Source organism: Dyadobacter sp. 22481, assembly GCF_052044875.1.
Taxonomy (GTDB): Bacteria; Bacteroidota; Bacteroidia; order Cytophagales; family Spirosomataceae; genus Dyadobacter; species Dyadobacter endophyticus.
In genome coordinates this window covers 403,138-423,266 of record NZ_JBQENV010000003.1, presented here as the reverse complement: position 1 = coordinate 423,266, position 20,129 = coordinate 403,138, and the positions used below count along the sequence as shown (strand labels likewise).

The 20,129-nt window shown below is 52.2% G+C and carries 13 protein-coding genes; 7 read left to right on the top strand and 6 right to left on the bottom strand.

Going from position 1 to position 20,129, the window contains the following annotated elements; translation table 11 throughout:
• Positions 1-92 precede the first annotated feature (92 nt).
• The 3 genes from ACTJJJ_RS20635 to ACTJJJ_RS20625 form a co-directional block, all read right to left on the bottom strand.
• Positions 93-671 (bottom strand): RNA polymerase sigma factor, encoded by a 579-nt coding sequence (locus tag ACTJJJ_RS20635; RefSeq protein WP_188937620.1) that lies wholly within the window; start codon positions 669-671, stop codon positions 93-95.
• An 89-nt stretch (positions 672-760) separates the two neighbouring features.
• A complete protein-coding gene (locus ACTJJJ_RS20630) occupies positions 761-2,707 on the bottom strand; it encodes an LTA synthase family protein (protein ID WP_440702871.1) in 1,947 nt (648 codons plus the stop codon).
• A gap of 120 nt (positions 2,708-2,827) precedes the next feature.
• Positions 2,828-4,483: a carboxypeptidase-like regulatory domain-containing protein gene (locus tag ACTJJJ_RS20625; RefSeq protein ID WP_440702870.1), complete on the bottom strand. Its 1,656-nt coding sequence runs from the start codon at positions 4,481-4,483 to the stop codon at positions 2,828-2,830.
• Between the two features lie 101 nt (positions 4,484-4,584).
• On the opposite strand from ACTJJJ_RS20625, the gene ACTJJJ_RS20620 reads away from it, so the two are divergent.
• The 5 genes from ACTJJJ_RS20620 to ACTJJJ_RS20600 all read left to right on the top strand — a co-directional run bounded on the left by ACTJJJ_RS20620 (position 4,585) and on the right by ACTJJJ_RS20600 (position 11,734).
• Positions 4,585-5,013, top strand: coding sequence for a hypothetical protein (locus tag ACTJJJ_RS20620; RefSeq protein ID WP_440702869.1), 429 nt, complete (start codon positions 4,585-4,587; stop codon positions 5,011-5,013).
• A 115-nt stretch (positions 5,014-5,128) separates the two neighbouring features.
• Positions 5,129-5,719, top strand: coding sequence for an HD domain-containing protein (locus ACTJJJ_RS20615; protein WP_440702868.1), 591 nt, complete (start codon positions 5,129-5,131; stop codon positions 5,717-5,719).
• A gap of 109 nt (positions 5,720-5,828) precedes the next feature.
• A complete protein-coding gene (locus ACTJJJ_RS20610; protein ID WP_440702867.1) occupies positions 5,829-6,833 on the top strand; it encodes a hypothetical protein in 1,005 nt (334 codons plus the stop codon).
• Between the two features lie 148 nt (positions 6,834-6,981).
• Positions 6,982-10,263: a DUF1553 domain-containing protein gene (locus ACTJJJ_RS20605; RefSeq protein ID WP_440702866.1), complete on the top strand. Its 3,282-nt coding sequence runs from the start codon at positions 6,982-6,984 to the stop codon at positions 10,261-10,263.
• 7 nt (positions 10,264-10,270) lie between these two features.
• Complete coding sequence (locus tag ACTJJJ_RS20600) at positions 10,271-11,734, top strand: DUF1501 domain-containing protein (RefSeq protein WP_188937630.1); 1,464 nt, start codon at positions 10,271-10,273, stop codon at positions 11,732-11,734.
• A gap of 109 nt (positions 11,735-11,843) precedes the next feature.
• Here ACTJJJ_RS20600 and ACTJJJ_RS20595 read toward each other — a convergent pair whose 3' ends face one another.
• The 3 genes from ACTJJJ_RS20595 to ACTJJJ_RS20585 form a co-directional block, all read right to left on the bottom strand.
• Positions 11,844-13,172, bottom strand: coding sequence for a DUF6055 domain-containing protein (locus tag ACTJJJ_RS20595; RefSeq protein WP_440702865.1), 1,329 nt, complete (start codon positions 13,170-13,172; stop codon positions 11,844-11,846).
• Positions 13,173-13,324: 152 nt separating this feature from the next.
• A complete protein-coding gene (locus ACTJJJ_RS20590; RefSeq protein ID WP_440702864.1) occupies positions 13,325-14,653 on the bottom strand; it encodes an amidohydrolase family protein in 1,329 nt (442 codons plus the stop codon).
• A gap of 82 nt (positions 14,654-14,735) precedes the next feature.
• Positions 14,736-15,584 (bottom strand): helix-turn-helix domain-containing protein, encoded by an 849-nt coding sequence (locus ACTJJJ_RS20585; RefSeq protein ID WP_426295590.1) that lies wholly within the window; start codon positions 15,582-15,584, stop codon positions 14,736-14,738.
• Positions 15,585-15,836: 252 nt separating this feature from the next.
• Between ACTJJJ_RS20585 and ACTJJJ_RS20580 the strand changes: the two genes are divergently transcribed.
• Together ACTJJJ_RS20580 and ACTJJJ_RS20575 are read left to right on the top strand one after the other, a co-directional pair.
• Positions 15,837-16,712, top strand: a complete 876-nt coding sequence (locus tag ACTJJJ_RS20580; RefSeq protein WP_440702863.1) for a DUF1684 domain-containing protein — start codon at positions 15,837-15,839, stop codon at positions 16,710-16,712.
• 154 nt (positions 16,713-16,866) lie between these two features.
• Positions 16,867-20,112, top strand: coding sequence for a SusC/RagA family TonB-linked outer membrane protein (locus ACTJJJ_RS20575; protein ID WP_440702862.1), 3,246 nt, complete (start codon positions 16,867-16,869; stop codon positions 20,110-20,112).
• The last annotated feature ends 17 nt before the right edge of the window (positions 20,113-20,129 follow it).

The following is a 20,129-nucleotide window of genomic DNA, read 5'->3' as shown; positions in this document are numbered from 1 at the left end:
GAAAAGTTTATAAGAAATGCGAAGTTTAGGGATAAACTTCTTCTAAAAATGCAATGCGGGCAACTTGGGTGCTACTTGATTTGAAATGAAGGTCAGGAGAAGATGCTGAGGAGTAACAGGAGAAAGGTTTCGTTCAGATATTCACGGACAGCCTTGGAGGCTTTGCCCAGATGGTATTCAACCGTTTTGTCCGACAAGTTCATGAGTTCGGCGATCTGCGCCACCGTCCAGCTCTCTATCCGGCTGAGTTTGAATATCTCACGGGTCTTTTCAGGAAAGGGTTTGAGACCTTCGTCAATGTTGTGGAGCAGCTCGTTATAAGCAACCTCATCTTCGGTATAATGCTCGTGCTGGCGTGCAAAAGCCTGATAATAGGCAAGATACCGGCTTCTTGGCCCGGCTTTCCGGATATAATCGATGACCTCGAACCGCACGGCCGAAAAAAGATAGTAATTCAATGCAGTAGTCCGCAGGTTGCGGCGCTCGTTCCAAAGGCGGGTGAAAATGTCCTGTACGATCTCTTCGGCAATGTGCTTTTGCCCGAGTTTGTGAAATGCTGCCCGGTACAGCGGATACCAATACTGGTCATAAATAGCCGTAAAGGCCCATTCGTGCCCGGAGCACAAAGCTTCCAGCAATTGCTGGTCCGAAACTGGCTGGCTATCCGGCATTGCAGTGAATAGGTGTCAAGTTTACATTTTTGCCAAAGTTATATTTTTTAGATTAATATTTACATTCATGTACCATACATTAGTGGCGACTATCTTTTCATGAGCCCGTGTTTAAACTGAAAGCTTGCAGCCTGGTACCACGCCACGGCCTCGTCCACTAAATGCCTGTTCGGGGAAGTCTGGCGCGCAGAGCCATCTTTAAAGTCCGGGGTGAATGTTTCAGTTACTTTTTGGGGCTTCAATATAACCAGCGAATCATTCTTGACATACCCAAGGCTTTGATATGTGCTTACAAATGCCCGTTCCCGGCCCGGTTCGAGCTTAAAAATATCATATCCAAAGAACTTGCTGCGATAAGAAAAATTGAGAAGTCCCAAAATAGTAGGCCCGATGTCAATCTGGCTCATAAGCCTTGGCATGGTCCCTGCCTTGACAAACCCTGGCGAGTAGATTAGCAGCGGAATCTTGTACCGGTTGACCGGAAGGTCGGTTTTACCCGCACTGGATGCACAATGGTCGGCAACGATGACAAATAATGTGTTGTTGAACCATGGCTTGTTTCGCGCGAGGCGGATGAATTGACCGATCGCGTAATCGGTGTATTTGACAGCGCCATCCCGCCCGGTGTGCGAAGGGATATCGATCCTCCCTTCCGGGTAGGTGTAAGGACGGTGATTGGAAGTCGTCATGATGTGCGCGAAGACGGGTTTGCCCGTCTGCGTCGCCGCGCTGATCTCCCGGCTGGCCAGCTCAAAAAGATTTTCATCGGCTACCCCCCAGATGTTTTCGTAGTCGATCTCTTTTTTCGAAAGTGCCGTCCGGTCTATCACCCCGTAGCTGTTGTGGCCGAAGAAATAACCCATATTATCGAAATAGCCGTAACCGCCATAAATGAAACGGGCCTGATATCCTTTGCTGCCTAACACGCTACCCATGGAGAAAAGATCTTCATTATGCGGCCGCCGTACGATGGATTGGCCGGGCGTGGGCGGGGCGCATATCGACAATGCTTCCAGGCCGCGGACCGTACGGGTGCCCGTCGCGTAAAGATTGGTGAAAAGAAGGCTCTGGCCGGCGAGGGAATCGAGGAAAGGCGTGATCCCCTGCGTATTCCCGAAGCTTCCCAGGAAGTCGGCACTCAGGCTTTCTACACTGATCAATACAATATTTTTGTGTAGTTCGGTGCCCGTATTGACAATGTCCCTTTCGATTGAGAAGCGCTTGCCGTCAGTGAAATGGCTTTCCGGTGTCTGGACCATCGAGCGTATCAGCGACGATGCTTGCTGCTCATCCAGCTTTGCGTAGAACTGGTTATAATCCAATTCATTGTTGCGGTAGGCCGCAAATAGCTCGTACATTCCGTTACCGGCAAGCTCATTGACGTAGACGTTGCCGCTAAATTGCCTTAACTTATTGTCGACCATCGCAAAAGCCGCTGCAACAACGAGTAAATACACACCCAGAACCAGCGATCGCCTACCGAAGCGCATTGGACGAAAGGTCCATCGCGTGGCCATGCGGGATACGAGCACGGTCAATAACACCGTAAGCACCAGCAGCACGCTTATAATTGCCTCTACCGGGTATGACTGTCGGATGTTGCCTACCACTTCCTGCGTGTAGACCAGATAATCGACGGCGATGAAATTGAATCGGGAGCTAAATTCGTCCCAGAAGACCCATTCGGAAACGGCGTTCAGCAAAAGCAGGAACACCAGGATAAACTGCAAAATGAAGGCGATGATTTTGAATCCCCTTTTGCCCGCGAACCTGCTGGGCGTCACCCAGCCGAGCAGCATCACGGGGAGAACGAAATACAGGGAATTGATCAGATCGTAGAAAAGGCCGATGCCGAAAATGCCGAGAACATTGGTGACGCTGTAATCTACGCCGTTGCCGGCTTTCAGCATCAGGGTAATCCTGGTCAGCGTCGAGATCCCGGTAAGTAATGCGGCTAAAATTATAGCACGCGTTAAAAAATCTGATTTTGAATAGGGTATGCTCTTTGCTCCAACTCCCTGAGTGGCAGTAATCATTTCTTCCGGTATTTGGTGGTGTCAGTCGGGCTTAAATACTTCTTTTGCCGCTAAACATACCTTTGAATTCTGAATTCTTTTTGAATTTTTGAAGCGAGTATGCATTGAGGAGATGCCTTGCTATTTATTCGTGGTGATAACCAATATCCCATTGCTGCCCCTGGCTCCAAATGCTGCGGAATTTCCATACCTGACGGCGGAGATGGATTTGATGTCGCGGACGGTCAGGGAATTGAGTATGGGGACAACGGTTTCTGCGCCGCTGTAAAAGACTTTGTCGAGCATTAGCGCCACCGTATTGTCAAAGCTGCCGCTCGCGTTAATGTTCGTATTATTCTCTGTAAAATGGACCTTGTAGGTATTGGATGCTCCGTCGAAGGTTACGCGCAGGCCTGGTATCCTTTTCAGCAGGTCAAAAACGGAGCCTGAGTTGTCGCTTTCACTGACCGACAGGACGTAATCCGGCTTGACCAGGCCATCATCCTGTTTCGCCGCAGGTTGTAGCAGTCCCTCTTTATCCAAAAGGGTTTGCTGGCTTTCAATGGTGGGTAGTTTTAAATCTGCGGTTTCTTTGACCTGCCTTGTATTTTGAATGGAGGCAACCGGTGTCTGAGGCGTATCGTCTCCGGGGAGTGGATGGTCGATCGGGAGCATTTCGGCAAAGCCTTCCCGGGCCCAGGCGTCGTGAATAGTGATGCCGTTGGGCGTTACCAGCCATCCATTGTCTGTAAATAAGCAGTACGCATTCGGCAGGACGATCTGGGAATATTTGAACGGGTAGTCAGAGAAAACCGAAGCGCTATTGTAGAGCCTTCGTTGGAACACAAGCAGCGGATATCTGGAATGCAAAATAAAGTTGCCTCTGGTTTTATCGAACACACAGACCGAGTCGGCAGTGACGGGAGTGAAATTGCCGTTGATCACCTCGCGTTCCAAAGGGATTTTCGTCAGATAGAATTCCCTTGTTGTTTTCATGGTAAACATTTCAATGCCGTTGGCTTCCAGATTTTTTTTGGAAAGTGCGACCAAAAAATTGCGGAAGGAGTCCTTAAAAGCCATATCCCGATTGCGGAGTTGTCTTTGCTGTTTTTCAGGATTGTCTGCAAGTAAAGACTCAAAGAATTTATACCCGGAAAGGAACGTCTTCTTCCCATCTGACTCAAATTTGTTCATATGGAAACGGATCCGATAGCCGAGTGCCAAATTCTCGATGAGTACAGGCTCAGTACTCGTTGCCGTCACACGCCCGGTCGCTTCATCGAGGCCGAGGGTGATGGATTCGGGGTTTAAAATGGTGCATTGCCTGGCAAATGGGGAATCTCCCAGCAGGCCGTTATTGAAGATTCTCCATTTGCGGCGCCAATGCTTGTCGCGCTTTCCCTTAATGATGACTTCGCGTATGGTATTGTTCAGATCAAGCTTGAAGACCACATTCGCCGTGCGGTCGGGCGTTGCCTGCAATAGTTTTACTTCCGGCTTATATCCAACGAAAGAGGCGACCAATTCCGCTTTTTTATAGCGCGCAGGAACGTTAATGCGGAAGTTGCCGGCTTTGTCGGTCGAGGTGCCTAAGGAAGTATTGTTAAGATAAATGGTGACCGATGGCAGCGCCTTCCCGGCCTCGTCATAAACGGTGCCCGCTATCTGCCAGTTCTGGTCCTGCGAACGGCATGGGCTGGCCAGAAAGAGCAAAAGCACGCAAAAACAGTGCAATAGCCTGCCGCAGGCGCCGCCTGCCGACGCACAGAAAGATTGACGAAGTCGGCTATAAAACATAGTTCACTGTTTCAAGCATAGTAATATTCCGTTGTAAAATAATAAACTTAGGTTACAACTGATAATGGGCCGGGAGAGTCTACCTGATAAAACACATCGTTATGAAAACACTTTCACTTTTTATCTTAGCCCTGTTCGTATTTGTCCAATGCAAGAAGGAAAACCGCGATCCGGCACCTGAAGTGATCTCGATCGTTGGCAAATGGCGAGTGGTTGAATATAAGCAAATATACGGCGACTCGACCGTTACGCAGCCGGTAGCGCAAGCCAGTTCGCATGTGTATGAAATCCGGTATGATGGGGTACTTTTGAATGGGAACGGATATGTGCCCTGCTGCATTCCATCGAGCTATTCCCTGAACGGAACGGCTTTTGTCCCGAAGCCTGCTAAGCCGGTTGAGCTGGACCCGATCTGTTCGTATGCATTGTGCAGGGGCTGTCCTGAAATGAAACTGACGCAAACTGCCCCGGATAGCCTGGTCATGGAAACATGCGAAGGTAGTTTGAGCATTCTTGTCCGGGAAAAATAACCCGGTAAAATCAACTGTTTCATTTCACAGAGGCACTCGAACTTACCGAGCGCTTTTTGTCATAGCCGGAAATGCCTTGTAATTTCACTTTTTGAAATAACCAATCAGCAAGGTCATGGACATAGGCAGCATTTTACAGCAGATCGAGTTTATCAAAGAGATTGACAAACTCAAATATATTCAAAGGAAAACCAGGCTTTTCAACAGCGACAGGAATGAAAACGACGCCGAACACAGCTGGCACCTGGCGGTGATGGCCATTGTCCTGGCCGGGCATTCCAATGTGCCGGTCGATGTTCTCAAAGTCGTCAAAATGGTGCTGATACACGATATTGTCGAGATCGACGCGGGTGATACCTTTATTTACGACACCCAAAAGAACCACACCAATACCGATGATGAGCGGCTTGCAGCGAACCGGATTTTCGGGATGCTACCCACTGAGCAGGCCAGCGAACTGATCGCCATCTGGGAGGAATTCGAAGCAGGGCAGACCGGCGAAGCCAAATTTGCCCGGTCGATGGACCGCCTGGAACCGCTCCTTCAAAACAGCTCCAATAGCGGCGGGACCTGGAAAGAGTTTGGGGTGAAATATGAGAAGGTGTACGAGAAAAAGAAAGTCATCAAAGAAGGATCGGAGGCATTGTGGGAATATGCCGAAGGGCTGATTAACGAAAGCGTCGAAAAGGGGATACTGGAAAAGTAGTCCACAGGTCCGGAGCAGCTTCGCTGGTCTACATTTTCAGCGGTTCGTCTACATTATTTTTCACGGCGCAGGCATTTTATTTCCTTTACATATCATCAAATGCCTCGCTATGAAAACGCTTAGAAATTGGCTCATTATCACCTTTCTGGTTTCGATACTGGCCTGCTTTACCCGCGATCGGGGACCCGCGCCGCTTAAACCCGTTTACACGTGGAAGGAAATGCTCCCTGCTGGAAGCGGTTCGCACCAGTACGAGTGGAAACAAGGCACTTTCCCCATGGGCCTCGTGCCGCATGTTGCATTCGGAGGTAACCTCTGGATGATAGGACAAAAAGCATCGTGGTCGTCGGCAGACGGCATTTCCTGGACGCGCCACGCGAAGAACGACTGGGGTGAGCGCATCTACCTGACCGGCGTTTATTTCGCCGGTAAACTCTGGCTCACCGGCGGTATGCGCTACCAGGAAAGGGAACTGACGAACGAAATATGGAACTCCAAGGACGGTTCAGAATGGAAAAAGGCTGTGAATGCGGAATGGGAACCCCGGAAAGGCCAGGCACTGGTCGTATTCAAAAATAAAATGTGGCTATTCGGAGGTACCACCAGAATAGCGCGGGATTTCGAATCGCTCGAAATGAAAAACGACGTATGGTCGTCACCCGACGGACTGAAATGGACCCGGGAAGTAGCTAAGGCGCCCTGGTCGCCCCGAGACTCGCCGCAAATGGTGGTAATGCGCGATACGCTTTATATGGTCGGTGCGCAGGGGATGGCGGACGTCTGGCGCTCCGCCGACGGCAAAAACTGGACACAACTCACCGCCGAAGCTGGTTGGAAAAAGCGCTACGACGCGGGCGTGCACGTGTACGACAGCAGGCTGTGGCTATTCGGGGGGCGCGACCTCAATACCGACCATCACAAAGGCGCCCTGAACGACGTATGGTTTTCCGCTAATGGTACCGACTGGTACCGCTACGCCGAACACGCTCCTTGGAGCGTCCGCAGCGGCGGCAACAGCGTCGTATTCCACGATCAGATGTGGATTTTCAGCGGCAAACACACCGGCGCCAATCCGGTTTGGAAAGGAGATGTGTGGGCGCTGCAAAGACGGTAAATGACTGGATTAGGCGTCTGGAATGTGTAATTGTCGACTTGTGGTGATATTGGAAAAATTAAATTAAAAACTTTAATTGCAATAAGTGACTAAAAAATAAGGCGTTCCCGCTTTTAACTTCCGAGGATTGATTTAAGACAGAAAATCCATGAAGTCGAGGGTAAAGAAATTTGCATTTTGGAAGTGCGGGAACCTTGTGGCAGCGGTAGGAATGTGCATGCTGTTCATGGCCGGTTGCGGCGTGGAAAAGCCGGAAGAAGTGGAACTGGCATTGAGAGAAATACCCGCGGAACCGGATTTCAACTACGACGTAAAGCCGATCCTTTCTGACAAATGCTTCGCCTGCCATGGCCCGGATGCCAAAAAGCAGAAGGGCGGGCTCCGGCTCGATACCGAGGAGGGCGCTTATAGAGCACTGAAAAAAGCCCCAAAGCGCCACGCGATCGTCCCCGGTGACCTGGCAGCCAGCGAAGTTTATACGCGGCTCATTTCGCAGGACCCGGACATGAAAATGCCGCCGCCGGAATCTAATCTTGCATTGTCTGTCAGAGAAATAGCGGTACTCACACGGTGGATCGAGCTGGGGGCGAAATACAAACCGCATTGGTCGTTCATCAAACCCGAGAAGCCTGAGCTACCGGAACCGGAACTGGCTGGGTGGGCGCGGACGCCGATCGATCATTTTATTCTCGAAAAGCTGGAAAAGGAGAAACTGGCTCCTTCTCCGGAAGCAAACCGCGAAGACCTGATCCGCCGGGCGAGCTTCGACCTTACTGGCTTACCGCCGACATTGGCCGAAATAGACGCATTCGTGGCCGATAAATCGCCCGAAGCCTATTCCCGGGTGATCGATCGCCTTCTGCAATCGCTTGCTTACGGGGAGCGGATGGCCAGCGAATGGATGGACGTTTCGCGCTACGCCGATAGTGATGGTTATCTCGACGACAAGCACCGCGACTTTTCGCCCTGGCGCGACTGGGTGATCAGCGCATTCAACCGCAACCTTCCTTACAACCGGTTCGTTACCATGCAGCTTGCGGGTGACCTTTTACCTGATAAAACCAAAGAAACCATTCTCGCTACTGCATTCAACCGCCTGCACAAGAAGAGCTCCGAGGCAGGGATCGTTTTTGAAGAATACCGGGTGGAATACAATGCCGACCGCGTGCAGACACTGGGACAAGGGATTATGGGCCTCTCGGTACAATGCGCCCGCTGCCACGACCACAAATATGACCCGATCAGCCAGGAAGCATATTACAAAATGTTCGGGCTTTTCAACAGCACGAACGAAACCGGCAGTCCGGTGTACGGTCCCGACCAGACACCCGGCCCTGCATTGCTGCTTACCGGCAGGGAAAACGAAGCATTGCTCCGCTTTTTCGACCGAAAGATCACGGGGCTGACCAACCAACTCGCGGCTAGCAACGACAATTCGCAAGACGATCTGAAAAAGTGGCTTAACACAGGGGCATTATCCGAAAAGCTGCTCAATCAAAAGATCCGGGAGGGATTGGTCGCGTGGTATCCTTTCGAAAAAGCTACAAAAACAGCCGATGGCAAGGCGGTTATGCCCAATGCGCTTGACCCAAAACAGTTGGCGCAATGCAACGAAGTCATTCTGAAACCCGGGGTAAGGGGTAATGCTTATTTTGTGTCGGATTACAACTCCATCAAGCTTGGCAACAATATCGGCTGGCACGAAAGGACAGAGCCTTTTTCGGTTGAATTGTGGATTAACCCCAACACCGTCTATCCCGACGCGGGCATATTCTACCATTGCGAAGACCTGCGCCTCGGCTATAAAGGGTACTCATTGCGACTGGCCGACAATAAGTTACAGTTTATTATCGCTCATTCCTACCCGCAGAACGCTATCCAAGTAAGTACACTCGCTCCTGTGCCCGTAAAGCAATGGACGAAGGTTACCGTCACTTACGATGGTTCGAGCAAAGCGGCCGGAGCCAAAATTTACGTCAATGGGGAGGCGGCGAAAACGGCGATCGACTTTGACAACCTCTACAAGGGTATTTTATACGAAAAAGATATTCATACCTATGGTTTTCAGGGATTTATGGTTGGGCAGCGAAACTTGCTCATTCCATTTAAGGACGGCGGGATCGATGAGCTAAGGATTTACGACACGGCGCTCACAGCCCTTGAAGTTTTATTTAACCATAACCCAAAAAAGGCGGCAGGAATGCTTAAAACGCAGGTTTCCGCAGACCAACAGTTGATGGTAAAGGAGTTTTATAATGCCCGTTTCAATGCAAAAGCACAAATGCTGCGCGACAGCCTGAAAGCCCGAATGGACGAGCAGAACAAGCTGATCAACAGTATTCCTGAACTGATGGTGATGGGCGACCTCCCCAAACCCCGCCCAACCTACCTGCTCACACGCGGTGCCTATAATGCGCCCGGCAAGCGGGTGACGCCGGGTGCGCTGGATGCGGTAATGCCTTTCGAAGGAAAATTTCCGCAGAACCGGCTGGGCCTCGCGCGCTGGCTTTTCGACCGGAACAATCCGCTTACGGCGCGGGTGTTTGTCAACCGGATCTGGCAAATGCATTTCGGGAATGGCCTCGTGCGCTCCTCGGCGGACTTTGGCAATCAGGGCAACCTGCCGTCGCATCCCGCACTCCTCGACTGGCTGGCCGTCGATTTTATGGAATCCGGCTGGAATATTAAAAGGCTGCACAAGCTGATCATGCTCTCGGCAACTTACCGGCAAACATCCAAAGCAACGCCGCAGCTTCTTGAAAAAGACCCGGGTAATGCATTGCTGGCAAGAGGTGCGCGGTTCAGGTTTACTGCGGAGATGATACGGGACAACTCATTGTTTATCAGTGGTTTGTTGGTGGGTAAAATTGGAGGAAAGAGCGTTTACCCTTATCAGCCGGTGGGCCTCTGGGACGAGCTGAGCGATAAGGTGTGGCGTTACAAATACCAGCAGGAACCCGGCGATGGCCTTTACCGCAGAAGCCTGTACACGATCTGGAAACGTACTTCACCACCACCGTCGATGCTGATCTTCGACGCGCCCGAACGTGGTGAATGTGTCGCGAAGCGCCGCTCCACGAGCACGCCTTTGCAGGCGTTGGTGCTGCTCAACGACCCCCAATATGTGGAAGCGGCGAGAGCATTGGCGGAGAAGGTTCTACACGCATGCAAAACCAGCGGATTGGAGGCAACCGGTCTTGCGTTCAGAATGATAACAGGGCGAAAACCCGACCGTACGGAGCAAAAGATACTCGCCGATTTCTACGCGGACGAACTCAAACGCTTTCGCGCCCAGCCCGTGCAGGCGCTCGAATACCTGCGCACGGGCGAGCGCCAGTGGGATACGACGTTGCGACCGGAGGAAATCGCCGCCCTGGCGACAGTCTCCAATTCGATCATGAACACCGACGAGGGGCATACCCGCAAATGATATTGTTATGGAAGATCTGAGAAAGGTATTAACGCAACTCAACCGTCGGGATTTCCTCACGAAGGCAGGCCTTGGTTTCGGCTCCATCGCGCTTTCGAGCATTTTGCAGGCGGGTACCTCGCCCGGTGCACGCAGGCAGGAGGACAAGGGGGCAGAGTCGCCGTTCGTAATGGGCCCGCATTTTTCCCCGAAAGCCAAGCGGATCATTTACTTGTTCCAAAGCGGCGGTCCGTCGCAGCTGGAAACATTTGATTATAAGCCTGCATTGGCCAAATGGCATGGCCAGGAAATTCCGGCGTCTATCAAGTCGACGCAGCGGAATTCCGGTATGGTGGCCGGCCAGTCGACTTTTCCGCTGGTCAAATCGATCTATGATTTCAAACAGTACGGGCAGTCGGGCGCGTGGGTGAGCGAGCTTTTACCTTACACGGCCGGCATTGTGGATGAGTTATGCATTGTGAAATCGGTATTTACGGAGGCGATCAATCACGAGCCGGCGGTGATGTTTGTACAAACCGGCTCACAGCAAAGCGGCCGACCATCGATGGGTTCCTGGCTTAGTTACGGGCTTGGGTCCGATAATCAGAACCTGCCGCACTTTATGGTGTTGATTTCCAAAGGTGTAACCGGTGATCAGCCGTTGAGCACGGCAGCCTGGGCGAACGGTTTCCTGGCATCGCACCATCAGGGGGTGCAGCTCAGGGCCGGCAAGGATCCGGTGCTTTACCTGCAAAATCCGTACGGCGTGCATAAGGAAGACCGCCGCCGCGCATTGGACCGCATTAAAGAGCTGAACGAGCACCAATATACGCTTTGGGGTGATCCGGAAATTCAGTCGAAGATCAGCCAGTATGAAATGGCGTACAAAATGCAGACTTCGGTGCCCGACGCGGTGGATACCTCCGGGGAACCCGATTATATCTACAAAATGTATGGAGAGGACGCGCGCAAGCCCGGAACTTTCGCTGCAAATTGCCTCCTCGCCCGGCGTATGGCTGAGCGCGACGTGAAGTTTATCCAGCTTTATCATATGGGTTGGGACCAGCACGGTGATCTGCCCAAAAACATTGCCAAACAAGCCAGGGATGTCGATCAGGCGTCGGCTGCATTGGTGAAGGATCTAAAACAGCGGGGCCTGCTGGAAGACACGCTCGTGGTTTGGGGTGGGGAATTTGGTCGCACGAGCTTTTCGCAGGGCAAGCTTACGGCAGACAATTACGGCCGCGATCATCACCCCGGCTGCTTTTCGATGTGGATGACGGGAGGTGGCATTAAAACGGGGCAGGTTTATGGCGAAACCGACGAGTTTAGCTATAATGTTGTGAAAGACGGCGTACATGTGCACGATTTCCAGGCGACATTGCTGCACCTTTTCGGGCTCGATCATGAGAAGCTGATATTCAAGCATCAGGGCCGGCGTTACCGGCTTACCGACGTGCATGGTAAGGTTATTAAGGGGTTGATCGCCTAGCAGGCAGGTGCCTTCTGCATGTCCTGCACATCCGCGCCGCGGATTCGAGCGCGACCCGGCTCAATGACCGGCAGTGGCGGCATCGAACAACCTGCAACGTTGCACGGAGCTACTTTTCAGCCAGAGACGCTCCGGTCAGTTTAATGCGGTACGGCCATTGCTCTTCTTTCTGCTGCGCAGCTTGCCTGCCAAAAGCAACGGGCCAATGCTCGGCAGGCGCTCCGCTTACGACGAGCCAGAGATGCTGCGTGTCTTTGGGGAGTTTGAATGTAGCTTTGCCCTTCGCTTCCCGTGCGACTTTTCCGTAAACGCGCTTACCGTCTTTGGTATGTGCCACAAAACCATAGCGCCAGCCGGCCTTGTCGGTCTTCACGTCGCTGTAACCTTTTGCGCCTGCAATGCCCTCGAAGTCGACGGTTACCGATTTGCCGGCAGCGGGAATCGAGAGAGGGATGCCATTATAGCCATAATTTTGCGGAGCATTCAGGGAATCAACCTGGTACCAGCCGTTTTCGGTTGCCGTGAGTTTGGTAGCATGTTTGTTGGCATAAGGCGCCGCTACTTTTTCAATCCTTTTCAAATCCCACGTTATGAACTTGCTCGCTGCTTCGAACATCTCGTCATTAAATACCTCCTGGCTGAGATTATTAAGCCTTTTGTAGGTCATTACCGGGTCTTCGCCCTCCTGCGTGGAGCGACATAATGTGCCGAAAAACTCCTTGCCGTGCTTCTCCGACCAGTATTCCAGCACGTAAGGCGAGTGGTACATGTTCTGCGGATGCAGGAATGCGAAATGCGTCTTTTTAAGATAGCTTACATAGTGGTAGTTTTCGAAAGTCATCCATTCGGGATAGACCTGCCAGAGCATGTATTGTGCCGACATTTCCATCACAGGTCCGCGCGGGCCCGTTTTCGCGTCCGAGCGCGACATGTACTGGAACGCGTGCCCGAGCTCGTGCGCGAGGGCGCCATATGGGGCTTTCGACATGCGCACCGCCGGTGTCCAGAGTATGCCGATCTTGTTCTCCACCCCACCGCCGAAAGCCGTTTGTTCGGTGCCGCCGATCACGTACAGGATCATTTTGTACTGGTCGGTAAGTGACTTTCCTTTTTGAACAATTTTTAGATCATTAACGTAATAATCATAAAACCGCTCACATTCGCGTAATGCATTTTGTACATCGAACCGCCGGGTGGAGTCCGGGTTCGCCATCGGATCTTTCCCGAACTCCTTATGCCAAAAGATCGCGATATTGTCCGATTGCACCATACGTTTGTAACTAAACTCGCTTTCTTCGCTGTTGTAATCGTTGCCGTCGGGCACCCGCATGGCTTTGGCAGGAATGTACAGTTCTTTGGTTTGCGCAAAGCTGCGCGCATGGGTAAGGAATTGGAGTATTCCAATAAGGACAAATGTCAGGAGGTGGTGGCGTTTCATGACCGGTTAGCTTGGGATTCAGGATTGAAGTTGCAAAGTATATCGTTTCAAATACACTTGCCCGATCTTGCACCCGGTGTGCTAAAATAGGTAATGAAGTGGTTAATATCCACCAAGTTAAGGGCTGATAATCACTTGCCCCTGACCGTTTTTCAATTCCGGTAAACCAGGTTCCCGTGGTGCACGAGCGCCTTAACGGGCGAAACACGCGCAACAGCCTCGGCCGAGCAGCTCGCATCCACCAGCACCAGGCTTGCTTCGTCACCCGCCTTCGGCCATTGCTGTTTTCCTTTCTCGTCGAGCGGCAGGATGTTGCAGGTGGCGAGTTTCAGGCAGCGCGACAGGTCCAGCTCGGTCGACTGCCCGTAAAGCTGCGCCATCATGTTGGCCTTCTGCAACACACTGCCCGTGCCGAATGTATTCCAATGGTCCACAATGCTGTCATTACCAGTCATCACGTTCACGCCATAGCGGTAAAGGGTCGGGATTGGCATGATGGTGTTACCAAAAGGCACGGTCGAAATTACGCCTACGCGTGCATGTGCGAGCTTTTCAGCGGTTTCTTCCAGTTTTGGTTTTTCAAGGCGCGCCAGCACGAAGCAGTGGCTGAGGAACGTTTTGCCTGCCAGGGCCGGATTTTCCAATACTTTTTGGGTCAGGTATTCGACCGTCCGCAAGCCCGGCTCCCCGCCTTCATGCAGGTGAATGTCTATACCCTTGCTGTGATCGAGCGCGAGTTGGACTATAAAATCGATTTGTTTCTCCACGCTTCCGTCGATCGCATTAGGGTCGAGTCCACCGATGAAATCGATATCCATTGCGGCAGCCTCTTTCATCAATTGTTCGGAATGCGAATAGAAAACCCCGTGCTGCGGAAATGCGACGAGCTCCGTTCCGAATGTATCTTTCTTATTTTCAATCGCTTTTTGCAGATTTTTTAGCGAATCCAGCTTTGAGGTCGGTTCGATGTTTACGTGGCTTCTGGCAAAGTTGGTCCCTTTCGATTGCAGGAGTTCGATGATTTTTTCCGCGCGGTATGTGGAAGTTTTCAGGAGTTCGGGCAAAGTTTTCTGCTCGAACACGATCATGTCCTTTACCGACCGGTTTTTCGCCAACCGCGCCTTCCATGGACCTCCGTAAAAAGTTTTGTCCAAATGGATATGCATATCCCTGAACGCCGGCAGCATTAGCTGGCCTTTTGCATCAGTAGCGTCTGCTTTCGGGTCATTGGGTAACACCGCCTTGATTTTACCGTCCTCGATCTCGACGCGGAAGAGGCCGGTTTCAGTGGCAATCACCTCACCATCTTCATACATGAAACCTGTTTCCAGCCGCACATTTTTCAGCGTCCATTTCTTAGCGGGTTTATTCGCTCGCAGCACCGCGCCGGAAGCGAACGCATCGGGCTTTTTGACCAGTATTTCGCTTGCCAGCAATAAACCGGAACTTTGAATGAACGTTTTGCGGGAAATGGATTCCATGTGGCTGGGATTAAGGTTTTTGCAAAATTAACCCCGATAACGCTTTGAAACGATGCGCTATTTATGCTATAACTTGTAGAATTTATAACGCATTCCGAAATGCCCGGGGCGAGAGACCTGTCTGGGCCTTGAAAAAGTTGGAAAAATGAGGAAGGTCGCTAAAACCTAAATCAAATGCGATCTCTTTCGCTGACTGCCCTGAAACCAGCAGCAGACGCTTCGCTTCTAGGCCCACGCGGTTGTGGATCAGAAAAGTGGCCGGTACATGCAAATGCCTTTTACAGAGTATGTTAAGATAGTTGGGTGAGATATTTAGCTGATCGGCATAGAATGCCACGGTTTTGTGTGCTTTGAAATGTGTATCCACCAATGCGTGGTATTTGAAAAGGATCGGGTTGGCGCGGTAAGTGCCGATATCCTCGTAAATGCGCTCGGCCTCACGGCTCACCAACTGTAACGCCACCCGGCTGCGAAGTTGTACCATTTCCCAATCCACCGCAGCCGTACCCAGTTCTCCTTCAAGCGCTTCGAGCTCGTAGCACAATGCGCCGAAGACAGCGTGCGGCAAATCAATCACCTGGTGGTTCCGGTAAGCTATAAACGACAGCCGCAGGAAGTTGGAAGAAGTCTCAAAAGCCCGTCGCCCAACCATCAGTTGGAAACCCGACGTATCTTCGTCAAGCTCCCAGCGGTGTACCTGACCGGGGAACAGCAGATGCACCTGGCCCTCCGCGACGGCATAATCGACGAAGTCAATGGAATGCGTGCCTCCGCCTTTTCGCACCACAAAAAGCATGAAGAAATCGTGCTTATGCGGCTTCTCGATCCGGCTTTTACCGTCCACCTCATGGCGTAAAAGCTTGTAACCCGACTCCGCAGAAGAGTCGAAAGCATCGATGCCAAGTGTTGGAAACGCCGTTTTAGTATTCATAAGCTGAAATTACGAAAAATGCCGCAAGGGGGTTCCCGGTTCTTATTGTAAGGTCAAGGGGCGGTTTTTGCAGGTATGGAATACCAGCCAGCTGACTAAAAATAAAATTCCTTAAAATATTAAACTATTAAATTGGTAGACTAAATAGTTTAATTAATTTTGTGCACCAGCCACCACCATTTTACGATTTCCTATCCGTCGACGAGCCGTCTGCGGAGCAGAGCTTATGTATCACTTAACTAACAACTGAATATGAAGAGGCCTGTTTATCATCTACTGGGGCTGGCGGCGTGGGTGCTGTCCGCATTTGCTGTACCCGACAATACCTACGAAGAGCAAATCCGTGACTGGCACCAGAAGCGAGTCGAGAGCCTGAAAGCGGAATCGGGCTGGCTGAATTTGGCCGGACTGTTTTGGTTGAAGGAAGGCAAAAACACGTTCGGCAGTGCGGAAGAGAACGATATTTTGTTTCCGGAGGGCAAAAGCCGCCCCTTTCTGGGCGAGTTTGTGCTGCAAAATGACAAAATCACGCTCAAAGCAAAGCCCGACGCGGAGATCCTTAACGGCGATCAGCCTGTGACCGAGCTGGATATTTTCCCCGGCGGAAAGCCGGTGACGCTGAAACACGGTCCGCTGCGGTGGTTTGTGATTAAGCGCGGCGATAAGTACGCGATCCGCCTGCGTGACCTGGAAGGCGAGTACCTGAAAGGGTTTACGGGCATCGAAAGATACCCCGTACAGGAAAAATGGAGGGTGAAGGCGCGCTTTGTACCAACCCAGGGCCGCACGGTGTCGATTACCGACATCACAGGCCGCACCGACGACCAGGTGTCGCCTGGCAAACTCGTTTTCACCGTCGACAGCAAGGAGTACAACCTCGACGCCGTGGGCAAGCCCGAGAGCCTGTTCATCATCTTCGCAGACCAGACCAACAAACACGAGACTTACGGCTCGGGCCGGTTCCTGTACTCGTCCGTCGAGGCAGACGGTACGGCCTGGCTGGATTTCAACAAAGCCATCAACCCACCCTGTGCGTTCTCTCCTTATGCGACTTGTCCGCTGCCACCGAAGCAGAACAAGCTGGCGCTGGCCGTTTCGGCGGGCGAGAGACGTTACGGAGATCACTGATCCGCGTTAGCATTCCGGATTTCTCCGATTTACTATTCACATTCCTCGCATTGACCTTAACCGGGCGCCCAGCATTTGGCTGAGCGCCCGCAAGAGGCTGATTGCCAGTTCCATTGCTTTTTCACTCCCAGAACATATTAAAACCCATTTTAACATGACAAAACCTTACTTTATAAATTTGCGTATAGAGCAGTACGGTAATACAGGCAGGGTCGCGCTGGCGGCACTGTTGCTCGGGTTGTCCACGCCACAGCAGACTTATGCTTCGCGGCCATTGGCGCCAGCCTTTGTGAGGGCAGACAAGCCCGTCACCGGTGTGATACGCGACAAGGACTCCGGCCAGCCGCTGCCGGGCGTATCGGTGATTGTCAAGGGTTCTTCCAATGGCACGATAACTGATCAGGACGGTAAATACCAGCTTATTGCGCCGGAAAATGCGACGCTGGTCATCTCTTTTATCGGTTATGCGTCCGTGGAAAAGCCTGTTGGCGGACAAACGCAGATCGCCGTGGAACTGAGCCCCGATACACGCCAGCTCAGCGAGCTCGTGGTGGTGGGGTATGGCACGCAAAGCAAGGCGGAATTCACCGGTTCGGCCGTCCGCTTGAAGGGCGAAGCCATTAAGGAACAGCCGATCCAGAGCTTCGATCAGGCACTTGCGGGACGCGCGGCGGGGGTAAGCATTTCTCAGCCCAACGGTGTGCTCAATAACCCGCCGGTGATCCGTATCCGGGGTGTTAACTCTATTTCACTGAGCTCTTACCCGCTGGTGGTAGTGGATGGTATTCCGATCAACACCGGTAATGTCTCGACGAGCACCGCGGTGCCAAACAACCCGCTGGGGGATATTAACCCGGCAGATATCGAGTCGATTGACGTGCTGAAAGACGCCGCTTCGACATCCATTTACGGTTCACGGGCGGCTGCGGGCGTACTTTTAATTACTACCAAAAGAGGCAAAACGGGTAAGCCGAGGATCAACGTCGAATCCTGGGCGGGCGTATCGGAAGTAACGCGGCTTCCCGAGCTCCTGAATGCCAGTCAATACATTGCTATCAAGAACGAGGCGGTGCTGAATGCCAAGATTTTAGGAGGAAATGAAAACAATGATAAAGTACCTTCCGCATTGTTTTTTCCCAATAATAATCCCGATGGCACGCCGGTCGACACGCGCTGGTATGATTACATTTACCGCACCGGCGTTTCCCAGAACCACAACCTGAGCGTTTCGGGCGGTACGCAAAGCACCAGCTATTACTTTTCAGCCAATTACAGCAAGCAGAACGGCTTCCTCCGTGCCAATGAGTTCGACCGCAAATCGGCCCGTTTCAATATTGACCAGGAGGTGAACCGATGGCTGAAACTGAACGGAAGCGTTTCCTACAATACTACCAACAATGCATCGCCCTACGCCGGTTCTTTGCCGGGTTCGAACTTTTTCCTGGTCGGCCTGGCGCGGCTCGCTACCGCATTGCCGCCAAACGTGCCGGCCTACAACCCGGATGGTTCCTACAACATCAGCACCGCCAGCCCGAACACGATCGGAATGGGTAATAACCTGGTGGTGAGCAACTGGGGTAACCCGGTGGCGCAGCTGGACAAAAACCATTACACGTCGTCCAACGATCGCATCATCGGCAGCTTCGCCGCGACGGCGCAAATCCTGAAAAACCTGCAATTCCGCACGAGCTACGCAATCGACCGCCTCCGTACGGAGACCAAAACCTTCGATAGCGCTTTGCAGGGCAACGGTTATTCCACCAAAGGCAATGCCGTGAACGTATCGGCCCTGCGCGACAACTGGAACTGGACGAATACATTGACGTTCACGCCCACATTCGGCAAGCATTCGGTGTCGGTACTGGCGGGATATGATGTGCAGAAATTCAATAATTCGGCCTGGGGCGCATCACGTTCGCAAGGGGCCGATCCGTTTTTTGAAAACTACCAGGGCAACTGGGGATCCATTACCAGTTCAGGCAACGAGCTCGACCAGCGGGCGTACCTTTCGTATTTTTCACGCGTGAGTTATGACCTGGGCAAGAAGTATTTTGTAACGGTCAACTTCCGTCGCGATGGTAATTCCGCCTTGGGTTTGGACAAAAAGTACGGAAACTTCGGCGGCATTTCGTGGGGCTGGGCGTTGTCGGAGGAGGCATTTTACAAAAACCTGAGCCTGGCCTCGGTATTGAGTTCGGTGAAGTTGCGGGCAAGTTGGGGCCGGGTCGGAAATGGCAATATCAGCAATGCGTTCGGCTCGCTGGAATTGTACAACGGCGGTCTGTACGGAAGCTCGCCCACCTGGGCGATCTCGCAGGCGGGTAACTCCGACCTGGGGTGGGAAACCAGCCGGCAAACCAACATCGGTACCGACCTGGGCCTGTTCGACGATCGCATCCAGATCGACCTTACCTATTTTGACAACAATGTCGACGGCCTGATCCTGAGCGCACCACAGGCCGTATCGAAAGGCATTCCCGGCAATTCGATCCTTCGCAACGTAGGCACGATGTTCAATAGGGGCGTGGAACTCGGTATTTCGGCCAATATCGTTCGCTCGGGCGAATTTTCGTGGAATGCGTCGGTCAACTTCACGAAGTTGAAAAACAAGGTGACGGCGCTCTCGGATGGTAATACCGACATTGTGGGTACCACGCATGTCGCTTACGAAACGACAAACGTGACCCGCGTAGGGCATTCGGTAGGCAGCCTGTACGGTGCCCGAACGGCGGGTGTGAACCCGGAGAATGGCCGGCGGATTTTCATCAATGCCAAAGGCGAGAAGGTGCAATACAGCCAGATTGTAGGCCCGGGCGAAAGTAACTGGACGTACCTGGACGGTTCCAAAGCAGCCGCCATTACCGGTGCCGACTACTACCTGATCGGCGACGCGCTGCCGAAATGGTACGGCGGTTTTTCCAACACATTCAAATATGGTGCATTCGATGCTTCGGTGAACCTGACATTCGCGGGGGGGAACTACGTCATGAACGGCACCCGTGCCACTTTGCTCGACCAGCGCGCTTACAATAACTCCACCGAAATCCTGAAACGCTGGCAAAAACCCGGCGACGTGACCGACATTCCAAGGCTCGTTTACAACGACCAGCTGTCGAGCGGATCTTCGTTTCCGGTTTCTACCAATGCGGAAAAGGCCGATTTCCTCCGTCTGCAGAACCTCTCGCTGGGTTACCGGCTGCCTGCTTCGGCGTTCGGCAATTCGGGCATAGGGCCGGTGCGCATTTACGCGCAGGGATCGAACCTGTTCCTGCTTACGAAGTACAACGGCACCGATCCCGAATCGTCGGTGAACGGCAATTCCAACACCACGCCCGGTATCGAGAAAAACTCGGTAGGGCAGGCGCGGACTTTTACACTCGGGGTTAATCTTAGTTTCTAATTATCAGGTATTATCAA